8 protein-coding genes and 1 pseudogene are annotated in these 23929 nt (G+C 45.2%); 6 read left to right on the top strand and 3 right to left on the bottom strand.

Translation table 11 applies throughout. The annotated features are described in order from the left end of the window. The first annotated feature begins 191 nt into the window (after positions 1-191). The 5 genes from QTN95_RS08180 to QTN95_RS08160 all read left to right on the top strand — a co-directional run bounded on the left by QTN95_RS08180 (position 192) and on the right by QTN95_RS08160 (position 18909). Positions 192-11201, top strand: a complete 11010-nt coding sequence (locus QTN95_RS08180; RefSeq protein ID WP_331417101.1) for a DUF11 domain-containing protein — start codon at positions 192-194, stop codon at positions 11199-11201. A gap of 46 nt (positions 11202-11247) precedes the next feature. After that, positions 11248-14781, top strand: a complete 3534-nt coding sequence (locus tag QTN95_RS08175) for a hypothetical protein (RefSeq protein ID WP_331417100.1) — start codon at positions 11248-11250, stop codon at positions 14779-14781. A 15-nt stretch (positions 14782-14796) separates the two neighbouring features. Beyond that, a complete protein-coding gene (locus QTN95_RS08170) occupies positions 14797-15687 on the top strand; it encodes an OmpA family protein (protein ID WP_331417134.1) in 891 nt (296 codons plus the stop codon). Positions 15688-15758: 71 nt separating this feature from the next. Further along, entirely contained in the window at positions 15759-16619 is an 861-nt protein-coding gene (locus QTN95_RS08165) for a mechanosensitive ion channel family protein (protein WP_331417099.1), read from the top strand. Positions 16620-16872: 253 nt separating this feature from the next. Beyond that, entirely contained in the window at positions 16873-18909 is a 2037-nt protein-coding gene (locus QTN95_RS08160; RefSeq protein WP_331417098.1) for an EAL domain-containing protein, read from the top strand. A 66-nt stretch (positions 18910-18975) separates the two neighbouring features. On the opposite strand, the gene QTN95_RS08155 is transcribed toward QTN95_RS08160, so the two are convergent. Beyond that, positions 18976-19317, bottom strand: a complete 342-nt coding sequence (locus QTN95_RS08155) for an ArsR/SmtB family transcription factor (RefSeq protein WP_331417097.1) — start codon at positions 19315-19317, stop codon at positions 18976-18978. Between the two features lie 165 nt (positions 19318-19482). Here QTN95_RS08155 and QTN95_RS08150 point away from each other — a divergent pair, with 165 nt between their 5' ends. Then, positions 19483-22233, top strand: coding sequence for a M16 family metallopeptidase (locus tag QTN95_RS08150; RefSeq protein ID WP_331417096.1), 2751 nt, complete (start codon positions 19483-19485; stop codon positions 22231-22233). A 32-nt stretch (positions 22234-22265) separates the two neighbouring features. Here the strand turns inward: QTN95_RS08150 and QTN95_RS08145 are convergent. Beyond that, a pseudogene (locus tag QTN95_RS08145) lies at positions 22266-22883 on the bottom strand (esterase/lipase family protein). 151 nt (positions 22884-23034) lie between these two features. Further along, the gene (locus QTN95_RS08140) at positions 23035-23823 is read right to left on the bottom strand and encodes a PhzF family phenazine biosynthesis protein (protein ID WP_331417095.1); all 789 of its coding nucleotides are present in this window, start codon (positions 23821-23823) and stop codon (positions 23035-23037) included. Between the last annotated feature and the right edge of the window lie 106 nt (positions 23824-23929).

The raw sequence follows: 23929 nt of genomic DNA, 5'->3' as shown, positions 1-23929 counted from the left end.
CTCAATAGATGCTTTTTGACAGAGCAGTGACAACCGATGACCGTTCAAAACAATAATGCGTAGCTTGCTCAACCGCTGCTAATCAAAAAAATAAAACAATCGCGATAGTAGTAATTAGACAATGGGATGAAACCGTTTTGCTAAACCAGATTCCTTCAAAACTGTATTCTTTAATTACAGTGTTATTTGCAATGTTTTCTATACAAGCCTTTGCGGCAGATATAGAAGTTGTTGTTACACCTGCAAGTTCGACATACGAAAATGGTCAGTTGATTGATTATCATGTCACCGTAAAAAATACTACTGCGAAAACATTCCGTGACGTAGAAGTGGAAGACCTTGTCTGGGATACACAGACCGACACCGAGTCTGGCCGTGGTAAAGCGTTTAGTTCAGTCACAATTACGGCTTCAAATAGTTGGGGGTCAAACCCTGGTTCGTTTACCAGCAGTGATTCGAATCTGTCGGTATCTGATGCAAAGTTATTCCCATTCGGTAGCAACGATTATCTCATCCAAGCCAAAGTGAGTGATGATGCGATTGGTAAAATAGAACTTGGCAAAACCACGGTTAGAGCAGACGTTGATGGCGATGGTAGCGCAGAAGTGTTTGTACCGAGTGTGGCGAGTGTTTTTAACCCAGTTCCTTACCAATATGAACTGGCTCTCTCGGCAGATAAAGATGAGTACCTCGTCGGTGATTCACTGACTTATACCCTCACGGTGACCAACACAGGCAGTTATCGAGTTCAAGGTCTTGATATCAATCAAGCGTTCGAATCACTGGCTGTCGAGCATACCAACGGAGCAACTTCATCTCCGTTTAGTAATGTCACCATCAGTGGTAAAACAACCGGTAGTGGTAGTGAACTTGGTACTTTTGCTACGAGCGGTGATCTGGCGGTTACAGACGCAAAGATTGTGGTAGGTGGCAAGCTGACCTATACCGTTACAACGACGGTAGCCAACGATCTTGTTGGAGACATTGTCACTTCAGCAACAGCGCATACCAAAGAGGGTAATATTGAAAGTGATGAACAAATCACCCCTCCAGCTCAGCCCATCGTTAGTATTGAACATACACTCAATAATGCATCGCCATATCTGGTTAGTTCAGAGCGTGTCTTTACTGTTAAAGTTAGCAACAGCGGTCAAGGCATTGCTTACGGCTATCATGTTAAACACAATATCAAACAACTGATCACTGACTTAGGTTTAGGTAACAACTTACAACCTGAGCACAATAGCAGCGACTTATCTGGTAATCCATTCGCTCAGTGGAGTGTTGAGGTGACCGATATCGGTGGCAATTCTCTTTCCAAGTATAAAGACCTCGGGTCTCAATCAGATGTAGATTTTGATGACCAAGTTTCTATTTACCCAAATGAAAGCATCACTTATCAGCTTAAAGCGAGTATTTCACCCGTCGCGATCGGTGAGATAAAAGGGGCTAATGCGGCGATATTCAACGCTGATGGTGCGCTTGAGCAAGACGCCCAAATCAGCAATATATTTGCTGCAGAGCGAACGCTCAATGTTTCTGACTCTGAAATTAAGATCGTTAAAACGACTAAAGAGTCTGAGTATATCCCGGGCAATACCGTTGAATATGAGATTAAAGTTTCCAATTCTTCGTCAAAATATTTCGCTAACGATTTGCAAATCGTCGATGACTTAACTTGTGTTACCACTGATATGGCTGCTGGTGCAGGTCAGGGGCAGGCTTTCAAGCGTTGGAAGCTGGAACCTGTCAGCGCAGAAGATAATCAAGGTACCGATCATGGCCAATATAGCTATGGCTCGTGGACTAGCTCCCCAGTGACAGTGTCACCAGATGTCGCACCTGGTAAGTTCGTGACTTACAAGCTTACTGCCGAAGTCAACGATTCGAGCGTGGGTCTGATTCTCGATAATAACCCTGCGTGTAGTGATAACGTGACAGAAGAAGGTTCAGGTGTGCAGATGCCTGAGGATAACCTTCGTGCGAGTAAAGATGTTGATTCACGTTACTACTCTTCAGGTGATACGCTAACTTACACTATTCGTGTTGATAATGACGGCGATGGTTTTGCAGACCAAGTGCATGTTATGGATGCCATCGATAAGCTAGAAACTGTCGACATCTTTGGTAATACGATTACTGCTTTCGATAGTTGGGCTATTACAGCACAAGCGTATAAAGAAAACGGTTCACCATCAACGGCATCAGACACAGGCATCAGTGGTAGTATTAGCAGTCCTGACATTCTGGATGTAAAAGCAACGATTGAGCCGCACGGTTACATCATCTACACCATTGAAGCTAAGACCAATCCATTGGCGAATGGTCATATTGAAAACAGCGTGACAGTGGATGATTCCGTCTATGCTGACCGAGGTTCGGATCCTCGAGATTTCAATATTAATCTGATCAAAGAAGTGAAAACAAACAACGACGCGAACTTCCATACGGATCAAACCAGCTATTCCAAAATGGAAAACCAGATCACCTATCGTCTGCGTGTTATTAATGCGAAAGGGAATGGTTATGCCACTAATGTAAAAGTCAAAGATAGCCTTTCGACGATTGAGGCTGGCCTACTTGAACCAGACAACGTTTCGAAAAAAGTCTTCTCTTCCTGGACGATCAGTGCAGAGATTATTTCGGATGACCCACTGCTAAACGGCAATAGTACTTTCACCAAGGTCGGGACTTTTGAAGATAACAAAGATCTTGATACCGTCGCTCAGATTGCGCCAAACGTTGAGGTTGTTTACACCATTACCGCTCAGATCGATCGCAGCAATGGTGACGAAATTATCTATAAGCGTATAGACAACAGTGCTGTAGTTGAAACTCCAGATTCAGACTCTCAGTCAGGGATGCAAGATGCTGCTGTGGTTTATCCAAAAGCGCCCAATGTTGTCGTAGTAAAAACCACCAAAGAGAATGAGTTTATTCCGGGGCAGTGGGTAGAGTTCGATGTCACGGTTTATAACCGTGGTGCAGGTTACGCGAATGAAGTGCGAGTCACTGATGATATCGTGGGTATGAATGCGTTTTCGGAATGGACAATACAAGCCATCACAGATAAGAATAACTCTCCTTTTAAAACAGGTAGTTATCCTGATGTGAAGTCGAACTACCCAGACAACGGTAACATAAATACCCGTATTGATATTGACCCTAAAACGGTTCAGGGGATGGGTTTTGTTACCTATAAAATTCGCGGTTTAGTCAAAAATGACTACAGCAAAGATGAAATTTCTAACACGGTAGAGATCCACGACCCAGTCAATAATCTTGACCAATCCGCGACCGCCGAAATTGGTGACAGTGGCGACGCAAAACTGAACGTGTCTATCCTAAAAACTGCCGACGTGACTCGCTTCACGCCGGGACAGGATGTGACCTACTTTATCTATTTACAGAACAACAGTGATAACACGGCAGACAACCTGAAACTTGTTGATCCAATTAAGGAAATTAAGTCGGTACTTGCCAACAAGAAGAACAATCAGTTTGAAGACTATGAAAACCAATCTCCATTTGAATACTGGGAGTTTGATTATGGAGATGGTGCCGGTTGGCAAGGTCAAACTACAGAAGATCTAGTCTATCCTCCAGGCAGTGTTAGCAGTTCGTTTTCTCTAGCAGCCAGCGAGACGCGCACTGTTAAGATCAAAGCTCGAGTCAAAGACAACGTGGTTGGTTCTCGTGATTCAGCAGGGATATTAGAGCCTATCATCGCCAACAACGCCTACATCTTCCGTGATTACAAACAAGTCTCGGAAGAGTCGCATGTGTCGCACCATGAAATGGAACGAGTGGATAGTGGTGGCACAACGACTCGTGAACTATTGGTCAATGGCAAGAAGAGTGCGTTTTATGCACCAGGTGATACGCTGACTTATAAAGTAAAAGTCAGTTCTGACCGTGGTTATTTCAATAACCACCGTGTGGCTGAAAACATTAAGGGAGTAAGCGTTCTGCTTTTAGATGGAACGAATGCTAACCCGTTTAATGACAACTTCTCTGTAGCGGTTGAAAAAGAAGACAGCGATGGTGGCGATGGCACAACGGACGGCACGCTAGATGGTGTGGTTAAGGACAATGAAAACATCACGACAACCATAGATGTTGCAGGTGGAGATTATGTCCTCTATACCGTCGAAGGCGTAGTACGTGACGATGCCGTTGGGGATATCACTATTGGTGGAATTACCGTTGAACCGTACGACTACCATCTTGCGTTTACTAAAACAGTCGAGCAGAAAAACTATCAACCAGGTGCTGAGCTGACTTACCATCTCACGATCAAAAATGATGGTAAGGGCGGGGCATACAATATTCCAGTTGTCGACACACTTTCGACTATCAAAGTGAGTTTGCTTGATGGTAGCGAAGGTGTTGCATTTCCTGACGGTTGGACGATAGAACCTAAGGTTGTTGGTGGCAATCCGCATGCTGAAGTCGATCTCGATAAAACCATTGCAAATAACCAAGATATAAATACGCATGCTTCAATTCCGGCTGGTGAAACGGTTGAGTATGTTGTTCGTGCTAAAGTTAATGCCAATGCGGTAGGTAATATTGTCAACTTGCTCAAGGTCGACGGTGACACAGTGAGTGCTGAGTCGAAAGCCGACACTGAGAAATATGACTTTGAGAAGCATGTGACCAAAATATACGATGTTGACGGTAGCACCGAGCTTTCGGGTGGATACACACCTGGTGGTTACATCGAGTATCAGATCCTGCTCAAAAACAAAAACAATGTTCACTTACAAGACATTGCCATCTTTGATGATATTCAGGGAATCTCAACCGAATATTTCGATGGCACAACAGGTCCAGCATTTACGAGTTGGACGATCAATACCGACGTTGATGGTTCATCGCTGTCAAACGCGGGGTCTGTCGCCAACAACAGCAACATAGATACGGTGGCTGACCTCGCTGCCAGCAGTTTTGAACCTTCAGGCACCTTCGTTAAGTACACGATTAAGGCGCATGTGTCGGACAAAGCGGTAGGATCTATCCAAAATATTGCTAAGGTTGATGGTAAGCATAATCTCCCGTCAGAGAGAGTAGATATGCTGCCAGCCAATGTTGAAAAACTGCATAAATCCTACACGGATTCTAGTTATGCAACGCAAAAGGGAACCTACAACCATACTGTTGATGGGCAGAAAGTGGTTTACCGTCTGCGTCTTGAAAACAAAGGTAAGGGTACTGAGTACAACGCGAATCTGAGTGAAGAGTTTAGCAAGCTGAAATCAAAGCTCGCTCAAATTGCCGCAGGTCAACCAGACAACCAGCAGGGCGTGGTTTACCAACCAGCTACTTGGCTTGTCTCGGTTGCAAAATCTGATGAAGTGACGACCGATATTGGCTCATTCGTAGGTGGCACCGATGTGGATATTGATATTCCTAAGTTGTCGATTGCAGCCAATGGTTGGATTGATATTAAGATGGAATCCCAGATCCGCGATGATGCAATGACTGCGGTGACCATTCAGCCTAAATACAATGGTACTGGGTTTGGTAAGTCGCAAATCAAACCAGAAACATCGAGTCTAGATGTCAGTAAAGAGATTGTATCTATTGGTGGTAGACCCTATTCGAACGGCGATACATATAAACCGGGCGAAGAAGTCATTTATCAGTTTACTGTCACCAATACGACGCCAGTGTGGCGCGACAATGCTGTACTGCGTGACCTATTGTCGAACATTACCGTAGAAGTACTCGGTGGCAATGTTACCCAAGCATTGTTGGACACTGAAATCACGCATACGATTTCTACAGGTATAGATGGTGACATCGATACCTATCTACCTCCGTATGACAAAACAGGTGATCTCGACATCGTCGCAGATATAGCACCGAGAGAAGAGATTCAGTTCTTGATCAAGGGCACTATCAGACCAGACGCACTGGGTACCATTGACGCGAACCAAGCAACGGGCGGCATTAACGAAGTAGCGACACCAGAGATACCTCCAGTGGCTCCTGATCTCGTGTTCGAAAAACTGGTTACCAATACCACTGCGGATGGCAGTAGTTGTAGCTTCCCATCGAACAGTGGCAGCGGTTGTGAATACAACCCAGGTGGTCAGGTGAGTTACACCATTACGGTCGAAAACCGTGGTGAAGGTATTGCCAATGACGTCGCGATTATCGACAAGCTAAATGCCATTAGTACATCGACTGGTGCAAAAGCATTCAGTGGACTTTCGACTACCATCATTGAACAACCTAGTAGCGATCGTTTCTTTATTTCTGGTAACTACTCAGGAAACAAGCCTCTTGATGCCACTTTCGACCTAATGCCAGGCGATAAAGTCGTGTTTGGTCTGCTGGGTATTGTTGATTCTGATGCGACCGGTACCATCACTAATGTTGCGAAAGTTGACAGTCAGGACTCGAACTCAATAGTACTTGGCCAAGGTGACGCCGATATTATCGCGGCTAAGTCGACTGATACTCCAAGTTACACGCCTGGTGGTGAAGTGCGTTATACCATGTATGTTGCCAACCGAGCCGATTCGAATGCAGATGTGCGTGTTCAAGATGAGATTTCGAAATTTACGGTACTGACCGCTGATGGTTCAATGCAGTCAGCACTTAAATCTTGGACGACTAACGCAACGTTTGTGTCGAATATCAGCGCCGCGTTCAACGATGCGAGTGCCATTCAGACCAGTGGCGATATTGATGCCTTCGTCAAATTAGGTGCGGCCGGTACCGAGCCGACGGTGCTTAAAATCGAAGTGGTGGGTCAAGTCAGAGACGATGCGATTGGTAAGTTTGGTAACACGCTATACGTCAACAACAAACAGTACGATTTACAGCAGCATTTTATCTATCCTCAGCAAGGTGCTCTGACCGTCACGAAACAAGCTTCGTTATCTCCAGCGCTTTATGCGCCCGGTGATTCGATTGGCTTTGATATTGTGATTGAGAATACTGGCGCGGGTTATCTGCAAAATCTTCATGTTGAAGATATCGCGTCAAGTATCCGAGCGGATGTCGTGGACAGTTTATTGCCAGGTCGAGTGTTCAACTCATGGGATAGTGCAACCAGTTCGGCCACCATCGTAGATCCTTCGGCAAGCAAAACAATTGTGATTGACCAATCGGCTTTTGATGCGCCGGATGGGTTTAGTGGTGACTTTAATCTCGCACCCGGATCTCAGATTCTGCTTCATCTTGAAGGTACTGTGAATAGCAATGTGATCGGGGCCATTACTAACCAAGTGAGTGTCACCGCTGATGACGTCGACGGGGCTAACGATACGGCAACTTATTTGCCGATGGATGCGGAAGTGACCGTGTCGAAAACCGTCGATAAGAGTGTTTATCAGGCGCAAGATACCCTAACTTATACGCTAGTGTTGACCAATACACAGCGAGTATGGGCGACTGATGTGAAGGTTACGGACTTAGTTGATCGTATCAGTGCGGAAACGATCTACGGCAGTACGATATCAGTATTTGACCCAGCAACGATTGAAATTAGCGCCGTCTCTTCCAATGGAAACACCAGTTTGCCAGCACTATCGGGTAACTATATCGACAACACCATTGATATTGCGCCGCAAGACATTGTGACGATTACGATCAAAGGGCAACTCAAGCCTGAAATCATTGGCGAAGTGCGAAACGTCGTTCAGCTTGAATACGATGGTAAGACGCTTGAAGATGAAGCGATCAGTACGCCACTGACTCCAACGATTGAAGTAACAAAAGAGCCGCTCGATCCTCTTTACACACCGGGAACGGTTAACGGCTTTGAAATCAAAATCGTCAATAAGGATGCTGCCTTCGCCAATGACATAGTGCTGGAAGATTTGATTTCTGCGGTCATGGTATCGACAGCCGATGGTGTTGACCGACAAGCATTTAGTCGCTGGACAGTCAGTTACTCCGCTAACGATCCAATGACATCGGTGGATAAACGCAGTTACGTTTGGAACAGCGATATTAATGCGACGATTGACTTAGCGCCGAATGATACGATTACGTTTACGATTCAAGGCGAAGTCGATGCCAAAGCGATAGGTGATATCGTCAACACAGCTAAGGTGGTGTACGATGGCAAAAATTTTGAGCCGAGTGCTACGATTAAGCCTAAGCCAGCAGATATATCGGTGACGAAAATCGCTGACCAAGAATTCTATCAGGCCGGGCAGAGTGCACAGTTTGTCGTAACCATCACCAATGGCGGAGAAGGTTTCGCCAATGATGTGATCATCAAAGACATCATGAACGATGTCTTGGTCACTTTGGTTGATGGTTCGAACGGCACGGCATTTGAATCATGGACGGTTAAGACACAGTTGAGTGATGTCACTTCATCACTGACGTCTGTGCCTAGCGGCAACAATCCTGATATTGATACTATTGCAGACATTGCACCGAATAGCACGGTGACCTTTACGATAAATGGTACGGTCAACCGTTATGCAACGACGGATATTATCAACCAGGTGAGTGTGGATTTTTCTGGTCAGCCAACGTTAAATGCAGAGGCGATCATCAAGCACCGCCCTGTATCTCTGACATTGGACAAATACGTTGGTGAAACTGGAACTGAGACAGAAATGGCTTATGAACCGGGTAAAGAGTCTGTCTTCCGTGTCATTGTTGCTAACCAGAACGAGGCCTTTGTTGCTGGCATTCAACTGAAAGATCTCCTTGATTCAATGGTAGTGGATACCGTGAATGGGGCAAAAGAAGCTGCGTTTTCTAGTTGGAACATTGAAGTCAACAAAGGCAACGAGCTGACGACGATTTCCCCAGATCCTAGCGGAGACAATAAACAGGTGGATGCGGTCGTCAATCTCGCGCCAAACGACACTCTTGAGCTGGTGATTAAAGGCACAGTGAATGAGTTTGCTAACGGACAGATTGATAACAAAGCATCGATGGTAATCAACAACAGTGGTCGCCCACAGCGTTCGACTGCCGTTGCAAGCCTAATCCCTGAACCAGATAACATCGTGATAAGTGAATCAGCGGACAACCCAATCTATAAGGCGGGTCAAGCTGCGACATTCCGCATCACGCTATTTAACGACAGTAAAGGTTTTGCCAACGATATCGTGCTGAGAAATGCGATTTCTCGGATGAAAGTTCCGACTAAACCGGACGTAACCAGCGGTGATCGTGAAGTTGTTAATGCCTTTACCGATTGGGACATCACTGCGACAAGCACCGACCCTAGAACTAACATTAATGTGGGTACATTGGCTGCCAATGACGACATTGATATCTCGGGTGATATTGCTCCGGGTGATACAGTTGAAATCGTGATCACGGGTACCACAGATGCTCGTGCTATGGGTGAAATTATCAACACAACGCATAAGATCGACGAGTCTCAATCTGCAACGCCGTCAACACGAAATGTGTCGGTTGAAACCGTCAGTGCGATGATCACTCCTCAAGCTGTCAGCTTTGCAATCGACAAAACCACAGATAAAGGTGAGAACGCAGAGTACACCAATGATGATTCAGAGCTGACTTACATTCTTCGTGTGAGCAATGAAGGGTCGGCGACCATTTCTGGTGCGCAAATGGTGGATGAAATCACTAAGCTGGTGGGGGCGAACGGCAATGCCTTATTTACTACTTGGAAAGGAACGATTGAAGAGTGGCCGAGTGGTCAGAAGAAAGGCGAGTTTACCGATAAAGATCTGATGCTTCCCGATGGAGCGCTTTCACTCGATCTGTTGCCTTACATGGGTAATGGCTATGTGATTAAGATTACCGGTGAATTGAACAAAGGCTTGGATGACAACATCACCAATACCTTTACTGTCACTGACCCTGCGACCGGCATTTCTGCATCGGATGATGTCACTATTCACGTCAAGAAGTTTGCTGACAATGAAGGTGAGTTGCTGGTGACCAAAGAAGCGCTGAAAACAGATGCGCAGGTCGGCGACGTTGTTGAGTATGAAGTGACCATCATCAACAACAACGAATCAGAATTTAAGAACGTTAAGCTAGTGGATCGTTACCCATCAGGCTTCGCTTATGTTCCTGGTTCCACAGAGATCACCAATAGCGGTCCTGATGGTCAGTTTGATACCAATGATGATGTCATCAACACGGATGATCCAGCTGTCACGAGCACGCTTACCTTTAATGTGGGTGATATGTTGGCCTATGGCGGTGCTGACAAGACCATCACGGAGCAAGTTCGTATTCGTTACCTACTGCGTGTGACTGTTGGCGCAACATTCGGCAAGTACGTCAACTCAGCGGTGGCAATGGCGCCACCTGAAGGTCAGGTGACGGGCGCTTTGGAAGAGAAATCAAACACAGCCACCGCGACGGTTGAAGTCATGCCAGATAAGGTATTCGACACGGCTTCTATCATAGGTAAAGTGTTTGAAGATCATAACAAAGATGGTTTCCAAGCTGATGCAACCGCATTCGAAGTACAGTTGTCTGCGAACGTCAGTGACAGAGATTATATTGCCAACACCACAGTGATGATTCGTGATGGAAAAGAGCATCATCTTAAAGACCGTAGTCATACAAGAGGTGAGCATACGGGTAATGTCTATGGCGTGCAGGCTAATCAGGCTGGCGAATTTAAGCATAACTATGGGCATGCGGTCGAATCGAAAAAACAGTCAAAGCAGTTTGATTCGGTATTAGTGGCTGGTTATGAGATAGACGAGCTATATGGGATGTCTAAAAACCGTACCTTACCATCGAGCAACAAGGTGAGTTTCCAGCTTGAAACGAAGACCAAAGAGGGATTCAGCTTTAGCGTCATTACTGAGTCTGGAACGCGCCTAGTGTTTGATCGAGAGGGCAATATTAGTTCGAACCATGTTGGAGATAAGCAACAGGGGTTATCTGCTGAAAATCTTGATGTAACCAGAAACCTATACAAAGATGGTGATCACTACTTGTGGGAAATCGTCATAGAAAACAAAGGGATCTATGAGGATGGCATCCCTGGTGTAAGACTACTCACAGTAGAAGGTATTGTGATAGAAACCGATCAGTACGGTCGCTACCATGTACCAGATCAGTGGGTTCTAGATAAAAAAGGTAAGAACTTCTTGGTGAAGGTTGATACCGATTCATTGCCGACAGGCATGAAAGTCATCAGCGAAAACCCAAGAGTACAACGGATCTCTCCCAACAAACTGACCAAGTTTAACTTCAGTGTCTCGGTAGAGGACAAAGAGTAATCGTGAATAACTATAACGACAAACAGACGCGATTGGCGGAACAATTATGAATAAATTCAAAATGACTCGTTTGGCAGTAAGTATTATGGCAGCCATTCCCATTATGGCAGTGGCAAAAGATACCAGTCAGTTGGAAAAAATCGATACAGATACCACGGGTATTGAGGTCGAAGTTCATCAACAGGAAGACAGCTCACGCATCTATCTCGAAGAGGGTGCTATTTGGGCTAGCCGAGATATTACCCGTTTTGAACCAGTACTCGATGTAAGTGTGAGTGATGAGCTAGAAGTTAAAGAGGGACAGTTATCTGACAAGGTTAACTTTACCGTCAGCTCAAACTACAGCTACTACATGCAACGCTATCAAATAGAGATTTTCCGTGGTCAAGACCGCAGCCTATCTCAGCCGATTAAGGTCATCGAAGGTACTGAGGTTGCGAACGATATTGATATTAGTTGGGATGGCTCGACCGACACTGATTATGCATTCGAAATCGGCAACCAACTGCAATTCAGGTTCAAAGCTTGGGATAAAGACGGCAACATGGACATCACGACTATCGGCGTGATTGACCTAGTACGCCCAGATTCTGAGGTGGATATCGATCGTAATCAGAGCGAAGAGCAATTGGCGCGAAGTTTTGGTCGTGCGCAGCTAATGCGGCATAACATCCCGACCAATTCGGGTTTGGCTAAGTTTATTGGTACCGGGCTTAAAGGTGTCGATAAAGTGGTGATTGGAGAAGATGAATTCGAAGTTGAAGATGGAGAGCTATACGCCGAGCAGTTCTTGCCTGCTGACGCCTATATTTTTCCAACCAAGGTCATCTTTGACAATGGCGATGAGCGCCGCTATCAGTTGTACGTGCGTATTCCAGATACCTACTACGCACAGGCAGGTTTGGCCGATATGTATATTGGTAAAAACCGCGTAACGGGTGATACCGGAGCATTGGGTGTCAATGACCAATACAAGGATGATGTTTACAACCAAGGACGTATTGCCTACTTCAGTCAGGGCAAGTTCGGCGATAAGTTACGTTTAACCACGCACTTTGATAGTAAAGATGGACAGATCAAAGACATCTTCAAGCATCCATTTGCTGCGGAAGACTCGTCTGTCTTCGACATTCTCGAAGACGATGATGAACTTTACTATGGTGATTACGGCGATGGAGCCAACATCCACAAGGTGGTGAACACTAAAGGTAAAGTATACTTCGATCTTGAGTACGATAAGTCTCGGGTATTGTGGGGTAACTACAACACTGGACTGACCGGCACCGATAACAATGACTACAACCGTAGCTTGTATGGTTTTAAAGGCGATTATCGTACCCGTTCTACCACTAGGTATGGCGAAGATAGACTCAATATTGTTGGCTTCGCTGCGTCAGCAGACTCCTCTTTTGCTCATGATGAATTCCTCGGTACAGGGGGGTCACTTTACTTCCTACGTCATGGTGAGTTAGTCCCAGGCAGTGACAAAGTCTATGTCAAAGTCGTCAATAAGGACTCGGGTATATCAGAGCGAGAAGTACCACTTCAATCAGGCCGAGACTATGAAATCGACCCATATCAGGGCCGAATCATCTTGATGCGACCTCTGAACAACATCATTTCAGATAGCTTTGGCAGCGTGATTGATGACACACCAACAGACGGTTTTGAAAACTATCTTGCGGTCGATTATGAGTACGTGCCAAGAGGCTCCGACGTTAAGGATTCATTGACTTACGGTGGTCGCGCTAAGGGCTGGGTAAACGACTACATTGGTATTGGAGTCAACTACGCAACTGAAGAGCGAGATGGTCAGAACTATCAGGCTTCGGGAACGGATCTGACGCTACGCGCAACAGAAGGGACGTACATCAAAGCGGAATGGGCACACAGCGAGGGCCGTCAGACGGATTCAAACTTTGTCTCTTTTGATGGTGGTTTAACCTTTACCCCAGTGGGTGAAGATTTTGATGAGCGTAAAGGTGACTCGATACAGGTTAAAGGTGTTGCAAGCTTATACGACATTGCTCCGAACATTTTTGGTGCAGTGGGGAACGATGTAAAGGCTTGGTACAAATCGAAAGATTCGGGTTACAGCTATGCCAGCCAAAGTGACGATTTGGAGCAATTGTCATACGGAACCGAGTTGCGTTTACAAGCCTCCGATCGACTGAGCTTTGCGACGCGCTATACCTCGATTGAAGAGACAGAGCTCGATGGTACTAAGCAAACTGATACTCAGCAGGCTGAACTTGAAGCTCAGTTAAAGCTGACCGATCACGTTAAAGTTTCGGCAGCAGCAAAACAAGTCGACGAGCTGAATCGTGAAAACGTAAAGGGTAAGGGTACCTTAGCGGGCTTAAGAGCTGACTATATCTGGGACAGCGACAACAGCGTATATATTAAAGGCCAGTCTACGGTAGATAAGACGGCTCAGTATGAAGATAACGACAGTGTCTCTGTGGGTGCTGAATTCCGAGTGTTTGATGATCTCTCGTTGGGAGCGGAATACACCACAGGTGATCGCGGTGATTCGACAGAGGCAACAGCAAGTTACGACATCACAGAGAATTACACCACCTATGTAACTTATACGGACGATAACTACGAAGGGCAAAATAACGTTGTCGTAGGGCAGCGTGCCGATTTGACATCCAATGTCGATTTCTATCAGGAAAATCAGTTTGTTAATGAGAACAACGGCAAAGGGCAGATTGACTCCTTTGGCTTTGGTTACGATATGAGTGACGACATTGATTTTGGTATCGGTTATCAGCAGGGTGAAATTGAGAAGAAAAACGACGTCGATCCGAGCAAACTAGAAATCACGGAACGTAAAGCGGTGACGTTCACCGCCAATATGGATATTGACGATGTTAACCTCAAGCATAAGATTGAGTACCGTGTTGATAAAGGCAACGAAAATGTCGATGTCAATAAGCGTAGGGTGGATCAGTTTGTTACGACCAACCGATACACTCAGAACTTAACCGAAGAATATACCTTGTTCGGTAAATTCAACTATTCGAAATCGATCAGTAAAGAGACCGATGAAACATTAGAGCGCTTCGTCGAAGTAACAGGTGGCCTAGCGTATCGTCCTATCTATAATGATCGATTAAATCTGCTTAGCCGCTATACGTATATTGCCGACAAAGATAATCTCGATCGTGATGTCGATTACAGCAATGAAGAGTCACATATCATCGAAGTGGAAGGTATCTACTCGGTAAACGCCAAAGTCGATGTCGGTGCTAAATACGCGCACAAAGATAAGAAAGAGGATTTTGAGCGTGCTTCTGGGAGCGTAGAAACGGTCGAAAGCAACATCAACCTATATGGTTTAAGCGCGTCCTACCATGTCATTAAAGAGTGGGATGTGACGGGCGAATATCACTGGAAAACCGATACGCTCAATGATGAACTTGAGCACGGTGCACTTGTTTCAGTGAACAAACATCTTTCTGACAACTTTAAAGTTGGTATTGGCTATAACTTCTCTGGCTTTGACAGTAACTTAGCCAACGATGATGACTACAATGCCAAGGGTGTCTTTATCAACCTTGTTGGTAAGTTATAGAGGATTAACATGACAATGAAACTCAAAACGCTCTTTGCTGTAGGTATGGTAATGGGGTTGGTCGCGTGCTCTACCGATACCTATGTAAGTAAAGAAAACATAGACAAGTTTGGTGATCCGCAGGTAGAGAAGTTCTTGATTCGAGAGTGTATCGTGCCAGAGCGAGACATACGAATTGCCATGGCTTCCCATTTTGATTTCGACAAATCAGAGTTGAAACAACAGGATAAAGCATCAATCGACCAACTGATCTCAAGCATTGGTAAACTGCATGGTCAGATTGCGATTGTCGGCCATACTGATTATCAAGGCTCGGATGATTACAACGTTAAACTGTCACTGCGTCGGGCTGAAGCGGTAAAAGCTTACATGCAAACTCAATTAGACCCCTCTCGCTACGATTGGGAAGTGAAGTACTATGGCGAGTCTAAGCCACTGGTTGAGGGGACGACAAAGCAGGCGAATGCCGAAAACCGTCGTGCGTATATTGTGTTTGAACAGACGCAAACCCAGCAGGAAAATGCGTTTTGTCAGCCTCCAGAACCAGAGCGCAAAGTCTTTGTCGCCATGACCTCTCATTTTGACTTTGACAAGGCGCAGCTGAATCCAGCCGATAAAATCTCATTGGACGAGTTTGCGAGCAATTTAACTGGCTTAAATGGGCGAGTATTGATTGCAGGGCATACCGACTATCAAGGCTCAATCAGTTACAATGAGCAGCTCGCGCAGCGCAGAGCAGAATCGGTCATGCAATATTTGCAGACTAAGCTAGACCCAAGCCAATTTGTGTGGGAAGTTAAGTCTTTTGGTGAGTTGAACCCAGTCACTCAAGAGCAGAACCTAGATGCCAATGCTCTGAATAGACGTGCGTTTGTCGTATTCAAAGAGGGTGAGTTACCCAAGTAACTCATTCAATAAACCAACTATTTAAAGGGGCACATTGCCCCTTTTTAACCATTACCAAGCAGGAGCAGAGCGTGGAGAAAGTACAAGCAGTCATCGATTTTCTTCTAACTCACAAATTGATGTTTACCGTGTTGATCATTGTGATGATCTCACTGGGTCGTCGGCTAATATTGTCACGGATACGTGGTGAGGTAGCCTTTGTGACAGAGAAACAGCGTAACTGGATGTCACGTACGAAAAACGGGTCATTCATCGTACTGGTCATGTTGCTGTTTATACTCTGGCAGTCGGAAATCAATGAATTTGCGCTCTCAGTCACCGCAATTGCTGTTGCGATAGTTGTGGCATCTAAAGAGATAATTCTCTGCTTCACTGGGTCAATTCAACGAGCCAGTTCGCGTTCATTTCGTATTGGTGATTGGATAGAAGTGGGTAAGATCTGTGGTGAGGTAATTGAACACAACATGATGGCGACGGTGATTCAAGAGATTGACCTCTATCATGGTCAGTATCACTACACAGGTAAAACAGCGACCTTACCTAACAGTATGTTCTTTACCTATCCGGTGAAAAACCTCAATTTTATGAAGCGCTATGTCTACCATGACTTCTCTATCGTCGTGCCAGATTTTGTGAATCTGTTTCCTCTTGTCCCAGATATCTTGGCTAAGATTGATGAACGTATTCACTACTTTAGCGAAGTTGCCAAACGTTATAACTCGATGATCGAAAAGCACGCAGGTGTTGATCTGCCAGGCTCAGAGCCGCATATTCATATCAATAGTGGCAGCACGGGTGAGCAAATCGTCCACTTTATGCTTTTCTGCCCAACGGATAAGGCGACGCATCTGGAACAAGAGATTAGGGCGGACTTTATGGCGCTTTATGAACAACGTTTTCCGTGCAATAAAAACGCACAGGAATCGGACTAAATAGCGTCAGCCTTGCTCGTTATGTGATTGGTTTAATTGCAATTGGTTGTCGTATCGATAGATAACCTAGTTCGAGTTTTGTCGGAAAATGGAGTATGGTGCGCGCAATTGCCTATATGAGCTCGGTAGTCTATTCGGAGCTTTGTGCGCAGCTTACGGATACAAAAAATTTCATTAAGGAAAATGCTGCGTTAGGCAATGGATGCGCACCAAGTGCGTAATTTCTTTAATCTATTGGCTATTAATTTCCTTAATGAACACCTCTTTTATCTATCGCGTTTTTACCCGATTTTCGGAAAACGCTTATCTGAACGGCTTATGTAATGTCTTTGTGATGTTGCTGCCGGTTTCGCTGCTTTCTGCCTTTGCTATGCTCATTAGTAGTGGTCTGGCGGAGCTTGGTTTTCAATCCCAGGCAAACTATCTGATGTTTATTAGCAAACTTGTGTGGAAGCTCTTTCCAATACTCCTGCTAATTTACTATTCATTATTTTTAGCGCGTTTACATAACATCTCTCGTACCAATGTTATTACGCCTTCGCTGCTGATCTACGTCATCCTATCTAATGAGTGGGGATTACTTCATACCGGTTCGATTCTACCGGATAACTACCCGATGGCGATCATTACGCCTCTACTCGTGGCTTTGACGGTAAAGCATTTGACCCGACGAAGAGTCTACATGGAGTCTGACTTACCGAATGTCGTCGATCAGTCGATCAACTTGATATTTGGCACGGTTTTAATTGTGACCCTCTATGTTTCACTGGGGCATTACCTTGGTGGTGCATTTTATTCAATGTCTTGTGTGAAGGAGCTGGTTCCTACCATTGGTGTTGACTCGTTGCTTGGTGGTCTATGGTATGAGTTAGTACGAAATCTGTTGTGGACAATAGGTATTAACGGCCACATCTTACTCGCGGGTTACCAACAAGAATTGTATCAACTCTCAGTAGATAGCTTCACTATGTATCAAATCATGGGAGAGGAGCTGCCTATACTGACCAGCAGTTTCTACGATGTCTATGCGGGAATCGGTGGAGCAGGCAATACGCTTAGCTTAGTGTTATGTATGTTGTTGTTCACTAAAAACAAAGGCTATCGCACCTTAGCTGGCGCGACGTTAATTCTGAGTATTTTTAATATCAATGAGCCTGTGTTGTTTGGCTTGCCTGTGATATTTAATCCCGTTCTCATCATTCCGTTTTTGATCACACCACTGGTGGCTATTCTAGTTGCTTACACCGCGACATGGATTGGGTTGGTCGCTCCGGTGTCGCAATTTGTTAGCTGGATGACGCCAACCTTGTTTAGTGGCTATCTGGCGACGGATGGCAGCATCAGTGGTGCCCTCCTTCAATTTGTCATCATAGCCATCGGCATGATGATTTATCTGCCATTTTTTAAGCAGATGGATCGAGTGTTGGGCAGTCATGCGTTGTTCTCAAAGGGTTCCTCGGATGAGTTTTTCAACTATCAAGAAGTGGGGAATAGCGGTGGTGTGATAGGTTTACTGCCTCATATGAGTGGCAACTTTCGAGCACAAAAGCAGATTAGTGATTTGCAACACGATGGCGAATTTGTTTTGTTCTATCAACCACAGATCGACAATAGCAAACACTGTGTCTCTTCTCTTGAGGTGCTGATTCGACACCGAAGCAAAGATGGCACGATAACGCCACCGAATTTTCTCGCCAATTTCGCCACATTGGGACTGACCTCAGAGTTAGATCTATGGGTTATCCGAAGAGCGTTAAAAGAGGTTGCACCGCTGGCATCCAATAAGACATTCAAGATTTCGATCAACGTCTCTCCAGAAACGTTTCTTGTGCCTAATTTTGCTGAAATAGTGATTGAGCTAATTGAGAATAGCACCTTGAACTATGAGCAAATTGAACTGGAGATCACTGAGGAACTGCTGATTCAAGATGAGCAGCGAACTTGGAGTGTTTTCACACAGTTGAGAGAGAAAGGCATTAGAATCGCGCTTGATGACTTTGGTTCTGGTTATTCCTCTATTGGTCACTTATGCAAGTATGAATTTGATAAGGTGAAAATTGACCGTTCATTAGTCATCAACTTAAAGCACAAAAACGGTCGAGAGATGTTCCGTTTAACCAGTGAGCTCGTGCGTATTACTGGAGCGGAAATTGTTGTCGAAGGTGTGGAAACACAAGAGGAGTTGGATTTTGTAACTCAACAAGGGATTGCGCTCATTCAGGGTTACTATTTCTACCAGCCAATGCCGTTTGAACAAGTTTGCCAGCAAGTGGTGATCTGCAATCACTGATGTTAGTGTTTACGAAAGGAGCCCGTATGGCTCCTTTGATTTTTTGTGCTATTTCCATCGCAACCGTTAACTAAATACCATACCGAACAGACCAGAGAACTGCGCTAGCTCTGCCTTATTGACGCGATAGCAAACTTTGGGTGGGATAGATTGAGCTGTGATGAAATTTGCCTGCTTCAGGATGCGCAAGTGTTCAGACACGGTTGATTGTGCCAATCCAAGCTCAGACACCAAATCACTATTCAGGCATCCGTCCAGCTTTTCGAGATTAAGTAGAATCTTCACTATTCTTACGCGCGCAGGGTGGGAGAGTGCCTTTGCTTGTGCGGCGAGTTTGAGTTCCTGTGCCAGCTCTTGTTCAGTAGATTTGAAAGCTTGCGCATTGACTTGAGTGCATGAATTAGGCATCTGGACACACTTAAATAGTTAATCGTCGAATTGCGATAAATAATACGCACCTTATCTCAAATCTGCAACTCAATCAGAATATTACATTATTGAGAACGAATTATTTAATATTTCCATTTGCTTGGGATATATTTGAGCTGATTTTAATAATAATGAAGTATGGCTATGAGAATAATATTTTTTGCCCTAGCACTTTTGCTTGTCGGTTGTAGTCAACCTAAAGTTGAGGTCGCAATACAACAAGATCCACAATGGACAAGCGGACAGCTAGAAAACGGTGTTCGTTTCCACTTATATCCGATGGACGATGAATCTGTGTCGATTCGCATGTTTGTCCATGCGGGTTCAGCTCAAGAGACTGTTCAACAAAAAGGCTACGCGCACTTTTTGGAACACATGGCGTTCAATGGGTCGAAAAACTTCAGCACCAATGACATTGTTAAACTATTTGAAAAGACAGGTTTAACCTTTGGCGCCGATATGAACGCTTATACTTCTTACTATGAGACGGTGTATGAGCTTGACCTACCTGACAATAAAGAGATCGAAACCGCGGTGATGTGGATGCGAGACATCGCGGATGGTTTGTCGCTTTCTCCAAATGAAGTGGAGAAAGAGAAAGGCGTTATTCAAGGTGAGATTCGTCGTTCTAGCCCAGAGCATAAATCGTTGGAAGGTAAGTATTACGATTTTCTTGTCAAGGGAACTCAACTGGATAACATCGACCCAGTTGGAAATCAGCAGTCAGTCGACGGTGCAACACCAGAGTCGATCCGAGCCTTCTACCAGACTTGGTATCAGCCTCAGTCTACTGAAATCATCCTGACAGGTGATATTGAGCTTGAGCAAGCCAAAGCATTGCTGGATAAGTACTTTGGTTCTTGGCAGCAAACGTCAAGCGCTAAACTACAAAGCAAGCAACATACCGAGCTGGTATTACGTGACTTCACCACTGAGGTTGGCGAATTTGATGCTCCAAGCATGAGCCTATTGGTTGAGCGTGGTCCAGCGAGCATCCGTCATCGTGGTCAACTGCATGAACAGTGGCTGGATGAAGTTGCACTACAGCTAGTTTGGAACCGCCTCGATGCTAAGTTCACTGAGCAGGCGGCACCCCTACAAAGTCTCTACTCATCGCCTTATTACCTGAATGAACGACGCTATGCGTTGCTTTCAGTGAGTTTCTCAGCACCGGACAGAGAGCAAGCACAGGCGTTGTTTAGTCAAACTCTCGCATCACTGCGAGACCACGGTGTCAGTGCGCAAGAAATCGAAAGGGTGATGGCTTCGTTTAATCAACTCGCGACTAATGTTGATCATAATTGGCAACAGCAGTCTCCAGTCGACTTCGCTAGTCAAATGGTTAATGTCATTTCACTCGGTGAGTCGACTCAGTCAAAGCAGGACTATAAGCAAAGCTTAGATGAGTTTATCCAGCTAGCTTCGATTGAGCAGATCAATAAGACGCTGAAGGATTTGCTGTCGCAGGACTTTGCTATTGTACTTGGTGCCGATGACACCGCTGCGATTCCTGTACTTGAAAAACAGCTGCCAGAACTGCGCAAGCAAGTTAAACAACCGGGAGTTAAACCCCTTGCTTTAGCGACATCGGTATCAGAACTGGCTCAGCCTCAATCAAGCGGTACGATTGCAAATAAACAAATCACAGATACGGGCTTTACCGTTTGGACTCTATCCAATGGGGTTGAGGTGTGGTTTGAACAAGACGCCAATGCCGGTGACAACGTTCAGTTTATTTACGCAAGTGAAGGCGGCACTGCGGCACTCGATCCGAGTTTATACGCAGCATCAGAGTTAGCAGTGGCTGCGATCTCACGCAGTGGTGTTGGTGAGTTTACTGGCTCCCAGTTTGATGCTTACCTTGGTCGCAACACGATTGAAGTCTATCCATTCATTGGGTTCAGTCATCATGGTATTGAGATAGCCTCACCGAGAGAAAAACTTGCTGATGCGTTTAATGTCATGTTCAACATTGTAACCAACGCTAAAGTAGACAAGCGTCAGGTAGAAACCGTCGCTCGAGAAAGACTAGAGGAACTCAAGTCATACTTAGAGACACCTGTTGGTCAGTGGAATAAATCGATCAACGGTAACGCTTACTTACCGGATAGTCGCCATCGTATGATTACCGCTCCTCAGCTCGCAATGGTGACAGACGTTGAAGTGCAGAAAGTCTATGAGCAGCTCTATGACTTTAATCGAAATAACAAGCTGGTGGTGATTGGTGATATTCAAGCGGAGGAGTTAGAGCCACTGCTGACTCATTTCATCGGTTCTATTCCTCTTCAGGATGCGCCACAAAGCTCTTATGCCGCTGGCTATCAATTGCAACCGAAGCCGCGTATTGATTTACCGTTAAATAATGAGCAAAACAGTTTCTATCTGTTGCGAGCAACCAACCCAAGTACGGTTGCGAGTAGTGTACGCACGGCATTTATCGATGACATGATCCAACGTCAGTTGTCAAAGCAACTGACCAGCTATGTTAGGGAAGAGCTCAGCCTCGATTATGCGCCAGATGCCTACAGCGTTTCTCAAGACAGGGAACCAAGTACCGATTGGTTTATTGAGGCTCAGGTCGCTCCGAAAGATATCAAAAAGATCGATCAAGCGATAGATAAGGTGATAGATGACATGGTGCAGGGAATCAGTCAGCAAGACTTAGATCTGGTGGCGAAGCAGCTGTCCGTAGCGTTACAACCCCTAGATAATGATCCTGTGCAAAGACTCTGGTTCTATACCCGTTATCTTATCCATGGCTATGGGATAGAGGCATTGACCGATGTTGATGCGATGACGAAGTCTATCACTAAGCCAGAGTTTGAACAGAGGGTTAGCCAGGCCTTCGGTGAAGAGAGTATCAAGACTAAGTACACCCTAACACCGAAACCCTAGCCACAGAAAAGCAGCGAGTCATCGCTGCTTTTTTAATGGATAAACGCATTGTTCGCAATGAAATGATGAATTTGCTGCGGAACCAATGAGGTGTAGATTAGGCTGGTATGACTGCTGCGAATCTATACATGGTCGGTCATACCTTCTATCTTGGTCTCATCGACGGTGACCGTTCCATCAGACATCATTTTATTATCCATCATCAGTAATGATCGCGCGCCAAGTGGCAGTGTTCCAGCGATGCATCCCAGTTTTTGTGGTTGATTCCACGTTCCTTCGTGTTGCGCCAACCCAAATGATGGTGAATTTCCGAGGATGGCACTCATCCCCAGTTCTTGAATGCGAGTTACAATGGATGCGCCTTGCATCGGAGAGCCAATGGTGACGACATGTGACACCTGCTGTTGATCAAGTTGGCGAGCTTGTAGGTAGTGCTTAATGATAAGTCCACCTAGACTGTGCCCGACCAGAATATTGGGCATTTGCGTTGAAAGGGCATTATCGATAGCGTTAAAGACTTTATTCTCGTCAATCGCAACAGTGTTGTAAGAGAGAATTTTGGTGCGATAGCCTAAATCACGTAAGCGGTGACTCAAGGGCTGCATGGCCATACCATGCATATACAGGCCATGTAAGATGATGATTTTCATAGAACTCCCTGTTACGAGATGTGCTAGATAATCTAACCATTTTCGACAAAGAAAAGCACCTAAAAAATATCAGATTGTGTAAGTATGTGGGATTGGACGTTGAGATAAATACTGGCAGCTAATTGCGCATTAGCCGCCATAGATCGAAATACTACGAGAAAATCTTTCCGTGAGAGTAAAGGACCGCATAGCCTGACACAATGACCCGATCATCTTCCACATGGCAGTATAAGATCCCCCCTCGTTTAGATGCTTGGTAAGCTTTGAGGTTAGGTTTTGCCAATCGTTCAGCCCAAAGCGGTGCTAATCCAGCGTGTATGGAACCCGTAACCGGGTCTTCATCTCCTCCATTGGCAGGCCAGAAATAGCGGGAAACAAAATCGTACTCATCTCCGGGAGCGGTTGCGACCACATCGTAGGGAGCCAATTGTTTTAGGTAGTGACTATTGGTTTTGAGATTAATGACGTCTTGTTCATTATCATAGATCGCGAAGTATGCTTGTTGATTTCGTAGGATCTCTGTTGGTGTGATCGATAGCCCTTCAAGAAGCAGAGAAGGAATCTCTTCTGCGCTAGGCGTGAGTAGAGGAAAAGCCATGCAGATACGACCTGTTAGATCACGATCGACGACGAGCTGGCCGACAGAGGTTGTTTCAAAACGCAGGATTTCACCTGCATTAAAATGATTGAATAACACATAGGCTGTAGCGAGTGTAGCGTGGCCACAAAAATCCACTTCACATAGTGGAGAAAACCAACGAATTTCGTAGTGGTCTTGTGCAATTTGCTTAGTGAAGGCAGTTTCAGAAAGATTATTCTCAGCGGCGATTTTCTGCATTAGCTCTGTATTTGGCCATTCACTAACGGGAACCACAGCAGCAGGATTCCCACTGTATTTTGTTTGCGTGAAAGCATCACATACAAAAATTTCATACTCCATCAACTACTCCTTATTGTCGGCTGATAGGCTCATAATCGAATTTGATTATGAACCTATCGCTGCCTCTAAGTCTGTGTAACAGTGTAGAGTTGAGAGTAAGATCTAA

This window comes from Vibrio sp. M260112, from assembly GCF_036533775.1.
Taxonomy (GTDB): Bacteria; Pseudomonadota; Gammaproteobacteria; order Enterobacterales; family Vibrionaceae; genus Vibrio.
This window is presented reverse-complemented; position numbering and strand designations above follow the sequence as displayed.